At 54.9% G+C, this 5,602-nt stretch carries 6 protein-coding genes and 1 pseudogene; 5 read left to right on the top strand and 2 right to left on the bottom strand.

What is annotated here, in order from left to right; translation table 11 throughout:
- The coding region (locus tag ACPLUI_RS10290) for a putative dsRNA-binding protein (RefSeq protein WP_424660175.1) at nucleotides 1-267 on the top strand (267 nt) is incomplete at its 5' end.
- Nucleotides 268-282: 15 nt separating this feature from the next.
- Nucleotides 283-1,194 (top strand): signal recognition particle-docking protein FtsY, encoded by a 912-nt coding sequence (ftsY, locus tag ACPLUI_RS10295; protein ID WP_424660176.1) that lies wholly within the window; start codon nucleotides 283-285, stop codon nucleotides 1,192-1,194.
- Nucleotides 1,195-1,216: 22 nt separating this feature from the next.
- Here ftsY and ACPLUI_RS10300 read toward each other — a convergent pair whose 3' ends face one another.
- Nucleotides 1,217-2,323 (bottom strand): NAD(P)/FAD-dependent oxidoreductase, encoded by a 1,107-nt coding sequence (locus tag ACPLUI_RS10300; protein ID WP_424660177.1) that lies wholly within the window; start codon nucleotides 2,321-2,323, stop codon nucleotides 1,217-1,219.
- A gap of 95 nt (nucleotides 2,324-2,418) precedes the next feature.
- On the opposite strand from ACPLUI_RS10300, the gene ACPLUI_RS10305 reads away from it, so the two are divergent.
- Nucleotides 2,419-3,534: a GerAB/ArcD/ProY family transporter gene (locus ACPLUI_RS10305; RefSeq protein WP_424660178.1), complete on the top strand. Its 1,116-nt coding sequence runs from the start codon at nucleotides 2,419-2,421 to the stop codon at nucleotides 3,532-3,534.
- On the opposite strand, the gene ACPLUI_RS10310 is transcribed toward ACPLUI_RS10305, so the two are convergent.
- Entirely contained in the window at nucleotides 3,493-4,593 is a 1,101-nt protein-coding gene (locus tag ACPLUI_RS10310; RefSeq protein ID WP_424660179.1) for an NAD(P)/FAD-dependent oxidoreductase, read from the bottom strand. The genes ACPLUI_RS10305 and ACPLUI_RS10310 overlap by 42 nt on opposite strands.
- Nucleotides 4,594-4,775: 182 nt before the next feature.
- On the opposite strand from ACPLUI_RS10310, the gene ACPLUI_RS10315 reads away from it, so the two are divergent.
- Entirely contained in the window at nucleotides 4,776-5,285 is a 510-nt protein-coding gene (locus ACPLUI_RS10315; RefSeq protein WP_424660180.1) for a hypothetical protein, read from the top strand.
- 111 nt (nucleotides 5,286-5,396) lie between these two features.
- Nucleotides 5,397-5,602, top strand: a pseudogene (locus ACPLUI_RS10320) (hypothetical protein); the annotation flags it as partial.

Below are 5,602 nucleotides of genomic sequence, written 5' to 3' on the forward strand. Positions count from 1 at the left end.
CAACCCGACATTGAGCTTAACCGATGCCAAAAACAACATCAAAAAACTTGCAGGGAGTTGCAGGAACTTGTGCAGGAAGAAGGCCGGGTGGATATAAGTTACGCCATTTTGCGAGAAGAAGGTCCCGATCATCATAAAACCTTTACGGCTGCGGTATACCTGGCCGGTAAAGAGATGGGCCGGGGGCAGGGTCATTCGAAAAAAGAAGCGGAGCAGCAGGCTGCATGCCGGGCACTGGCCAGCCTGGGATATCTCTCCAGGGAGTAGCGGGAGGTTTTGGGAATGGGTTTTTTCAACCGCTTGAAAGAGAGTTTGACCAAAACCCGCCAGGGTCTGGTGGAAAAGATCGAAAATCTTGTCACCGGCCGTCGGGCTATTGATGAAAGCCTCTTTGAGGAGCTGGAGGAAGCACTGATCGGAGCCGATGTAGGAGTGGAGACGACCCTGGATTTGATGGAAACCCTGCGCCGGCAGGTTAAGGAAAGAAAGGTTAAGGACCCCTCGCAATTGAAGTCTCTTCTGCGGGAGCTCATCCAGGACATTTTAAGTGCGGGTGAGAGTTCCCTCAACCGGGGTGGCCCCCCCACGGTAATACTGGTGGTGGGGGTTAACGGCGTGGGTAAGACAACCACCATTGGCAAGCTGGCCCATTACTTCAAATCCCGGGGGGAACGGGTGCTGCTGGGAGCGGCGGATACCTTCCGGGCGGCGGCCATCGATCAGCTAGAGATCTGGGGTCAGAGGGTGGGGGTAGATGTCGTCAAACATCAGGAAGGTTCAGACCCCGCAGCCGTGGCCTATGATGCCCTGCATGCGGCCAGGGCCAGGAAAATGGACGTGCTCATTATCGATACCGCCGGCCGGCTGCACACTAAAAGCAACCTCATGGATGAGTTGAAAAAAATCCGCCGGGTGCTGAGCCGGGAATTGCCGGGGGCACCCCACGAGGTACTGCTGGTGCTTGATGCCACAACGGGGCAAAATGCCATTTCCCAGGCCCGTCTTTTCGGAGAGGCTACCGGAGTTACGGGTATTGTCCTGACCAAGCTGGACGGTACAGCCAGGGGCGGGGTGATCATAGGCATTCGCCAGATTCTGGATATCCCGGTCAAGTTCATTGGTATCGGTGAAGGTGTGGAAGACCTCCGCCCCTTTGACCCCCGGGAATTCGTAGCTGCTTTGTTTGAAAAATAAACCGGGTTTTATAAACCCGGTCTTATTTTTGCGTCCCGGGGCGAACTTTTTTCTTAACCTGTTCAAATAGGTTGAGCAGTACCGTGGTATATTGCAGGACATCAATGTTGGTATTGTAGATAAGCTGTTTGATGCCGGGGGTGGTGATAAACCTGACCAGGTTATCGAAATCTTCGTTGTCCATATTGTTCAAAAGCCGCCGTATAGTCGCCAGATGTGCGATCTTCCGGCGCAGATCGCTGGTTATGCTGAGGTAGGACTTTCCGCTTACCAGTGCCCGGGCGGCATAAACCCCGCTCCTGAAGGCAGACATGACACCGAATCCTAAAAAAGGTTCCATAAAGCCTCCGGCATTCCCCACCATCAATACATTGCCCACCTGTGGCGGGTAACAATAACCACTGGTATGCTTTACGGAAAAACTGTCCAGAACCTGGTAATCAAGCTTCTCTATTTCCCAGAAGAGGCGCCATTTTTCTTCAATTTCATCGGGATTGCTGTCGTTGACTATTAACAGTAAGGAAGCACGGCGGGCATTAAAAGGTGTGAGGTAGGCATATGTATGACGCGAGTATTCAGTATTGACCCACATGATGAGTGTATGGGGGTCGAAGTCCCCAAGTACCACGGCTCCCCGCACCCAGGTTTCCACAAGGTCCTGCCAGCAGCCCAGTGTGCGCGCGACTGCAGGAGTGCCGTCCGCCACCACGACATAATCGTAATGGTGCGCCAGCGCCCGCCAGTCAGCATAGCGGTTAAAATATACTGGCGTTTTCAAAAGGGAATAGAGCTGGCTTTCCGTGGAATTTTCATCCTGACCCCGCAGGAAAAAGTAGCCCAGGTTCCCGGTGACGGTTCGTGTGACGCGGGGCGTGTGCATAATTATCCTGTTCCAGCGGGCCAGCGGCTTGACAGGCAGATGCAGTTCTTTTCGTAAGTAAGCCACCTCGTCTCTGATAGGCCGGGACATCAGTTGTAGAAGCCCGCCTACGTGGTTGAAAGCTTCCCCCGGACGGGCACGTTGTTCAAAAATAGCCGGGATGATGCCGTGACGCTCAAGTTCCAGGGCGCAGGCCAGCCCGGAAATGCCTGCACCGATAATGGCAATCCGGGGCGTGTGGCGAACCATGTCCGGTTCCCCCCATGCTTGAAAACCTTTACATTATAGTGTATATCTCTTTCCGTTTCCATACACAATATGTGAGCAAGGAGGAGGTGCCATTTGTGGATCAGGGTGGAGAAGGTAACCTTATTGAAAAAGGGCGCATTTCCTCCCGCCAGTTAGCCATGTTGCTCTTTACCCTGGTCGTCTCGACCATTGATGTTTACCTGCCTGCAGTCGTGGCCGGTGTGGCCGGAAGGGATGCCTGGATTGCCATATTTCTGGCGGTTTTTTATGCTTTGATAATCTGGTGGGTAGCTATAGCCCTGGCCTCGCGCTTTCCACGTCAAACCGTGATCCAGTACAGCAAGCAGGTACTGGGCCCCATCCTGGGGGGGTTCGTGGGGTTGCTCCTGATTCTCTTTTTCATTTTTGTGGGGGGCACTATCGCAAGAATTCTGGGGGACATTATGGCTACCGCTTTTATGCCCAGAACACCCCTGGTCGTTTTTGCTGCGGCTGTTGTGGTGGTGGCTTTTTATGCAGCTTTTTGTGGGCTTGAGGTCATTGCGAGGGTGAACGAAATTTTGCTCCCCCTGGGAGTGGCCGCCATTATTTTTGTCGGTGCGGCTTGTCTGCCGCAGGTTGATTTCAGCAATTTCCTGCCCGTGCTGGAAAAAGGGCTGGGCCGGGTCAACTGGGCGAGCATTATTTTAGTCAGTATCCTGGCCGAGATTGTGATTGTACTGATGCTCTACCCGTACTTGAGCGACCAGCCCCGGGTCGGGGTGAGTGGCCTGTGGGTGATCCTGGGTTTGGGGTTGGCCATGCTGATTGGGGTGCTGGCCATCGGCCTTTTCAGCGCGGAAGTTACCGCTGCCATGAACTTTCCAGCTCTGGAAATGGTGCGGTCCATCAGGTTGGGGCCTTTAATGACGCACCTGGATGTGGTCATCGTGGCTGTCTGGGTGGGGGGTATTTTCATAAAACTTGCCCTCCTTTATTATGTCACAGCGCTGGGTCTGGCCCAGTGGCTGGGCCTGAACAGTTACCGGTCCCTGCTGGCACCGGTAGGGATCTGGATGGTTGCCCTGGCGTTGTCCGCTTATCATTCTTTGAATGATGTTTTTGTCGTGGAAGCAAGGGTTTTCCCCGGCGACGCCTTGTTTCATACCTTGTTCATTCCCCTGTTTCTCTTAGCGGTGGCGCGCTTTCGCGGTTCGGGTGCGGAGAGTTGAACCGGTCAAACGTGATAGCATATTGCAGATTATGGGAATTATATTCAGTCCGGAATGATAAATGAGATGTTTTATGACGGGCAGCCCGAGAATGCCCACCAGGCGGTCCAGGCTGCGGTTGTCGAGCTTTTCCAGGTGGAAACGCAGCTCATTGAGTTGTTCAAGGCGGCGGGTCAAAGGCTGGACCATCTTCTCATAATCGCCACTACCAGCAATGGCCCGGGCGGCCAGTACACCGCTGATCAGCCCGGGGAAAAGTCCCATGCCCAGGAGGCTGCAGACGAACCCCCCGCTGTTTCCTACCAGCAGAATGTTGCCTGTCCTGTGGCGTGTGGGCTGGCCGCAGTGAAATTCCTGCTCATAAGTCTCTATAATGTGGTAGTGCAGTTTTTCCGATTCCAGGAACAGCTCCCAGTAATCATCTATTTCTTCCGGCTCTATCCCTCCTATACAAAGATGGATACTGGCCCGGTTGCGGTCGAGGGGGGCCAGGTAACCAAAGCTGTGGCCCGCGTAACGGGTATCCCAGAAAATATGGAAGGTGCGGGGGTCGAACTCTCCCAGTACCAGGGCTCCCTTGATTACTGCACTGGAATATTCCTTCCACAGGTTGAGCTGGCGGGTGGGTTTGCTGTCTCCCGTAGCCACCACAACCCAATCGAAATCCCGGGCCAGTTCCTGCGGGTCCGCAACCGTTTCAAAGATGACCGGCGATTTCAGCCCGGCTGCCAGCTGGTTTTCAATGGACAGGGGGGAACGCCCCCGGACAAGGAGGTACCCCAGGCGGGGTGACCTGACTGTCACCCGGTGGCCCGGGCTGGACATTATAATGCAGTGCAGCGGAGCCAGGGGATGCAGGTGAAGACCGCATTTGCGGGCCAGATAACTCAGCTGGTCTCTGACGGGCAGCCACGCCAGGTGCAGGAGGGTATCAACCCGCTCCACCGGGTGACCGACACGGTGATAGCGCTCAAAGATAATCGGTTTATGGCCCAGACGTTGGAGTTCCAGGGCGCAGGCCAGGCCGCTGGGGCCGGCGCCGATGATGGCAACGCGCAAGATCCATCCTCTCCCGTGTCCAGTCTTATGAAGAGCCGAAGCCTCCCGGTATGGCGGACTTTGGAGATTTCCAAATGAGAGGCGGTTCTTTCCCGGCTAACTCATAGTGTTGGTTGCGGCAGGGGATATTATGAGTTGATGTTTTTGGACTGTCCATGTTTTTGGCCCGAGGGAGGTGTTTAATGGTGCCCTGGGTGATTTCCTTTGCTATCAGCTGGCTGGTTTTCTTTGCCCTCGCTGACTGCCGGAGATGCGCACCTCTGCTGGCGGGAGGACTGGCGGCTGTAATTCTTCAGCTTTCATGTGACACTACAGGGTATTATCTGAATCTTTACCGCATTCTGGACCCCGTGCTCCCTCTTTTTAATTCTTCAGCGTTTTTCACCCTTGGGCCCGTGTTTACCATGGGCGCCCTTTTCGGCCAGTACCTCCCTTCCCGGCGCTGGCTTCAAGGGCTCCACATTATTGCTTTCTCCGGGCTTTTCCTGCTGGAGGAGCACATGTACGTGCTGGCGGGGGTTTTGAAATACGTCAGCTGGAATCACCCGGCCAGTCTACTTGTGGACCTCCTGGTCTTTGCCACTCTGGCCTGGCTGGTGGAGAGCCAGCGGCTGGGATGGGGTGGCTCTTCCGCCCGGACTCTTGCGCTGGACCGGGGGAGGACCATTGACGGGATGGAGGGTATAAAGTGAGTCTCTTTGCTTTTACCGTTTTTTCCACCGGGGTGGCTGCGGCTGTGATGCTCTGGCTGCTGGTGGTCAGGAGACTGGAATCCTGAAGTTGATGGGGGTGGGTGTTTTTCTTTGGCCTGGCTGGTCTGGTTTCTGTTTACACTGGGTTCATCTTTTTTAGCAGCAGGGAAGAAAGGCTGGCTTCAATTCTGGCCTGTGGGACTGGTTGCCCTGGTGGTGGTTTATGTTCTGGACAGTACCCTGGTCGATCTGGGGGCTTATTCCTACCGGAACGGTGTACCGGCTCTTGGGGGTATGCCGTGGCTGTACTTTTTGTC

The sequence above is a fragment of the Desulfofundulus sp. genome (assembly GCF_049701015.1).
In the GTDB taxonomy this organism is placed as follows: domain Bacteria; phylum Bacillota; class Desulfotomaculia; order Desulfotomaculales; family Desulfovirgulaceae; genus Desulfofundulus.

Excerpts from the sequence above, each read along its gene's own strand:
- ACPLUI_RS10315 (WP_424660180.1), top strand. The coding sequence starts at position 4,776 with ATGGTGCCCTGGGTGATTTCCTTTGCTATCAGCTGGCTGGTTTTCTTT.
- ftsY (WP_424660176.1), top strand. The coding sequence starts at position 283 with ATGGGTTTTTTCAACCGCTTGAAAGAGAGTTTGACCAAAACCCGCCAG.
- ACPLUI_RS10300 (WP_424660177.1), bottom strand. The coding sequence starts at position 2,323 with ATGGTTCGCCACACGCCCCGGATTGCCATTATCGGTGCAGGCATTTCC.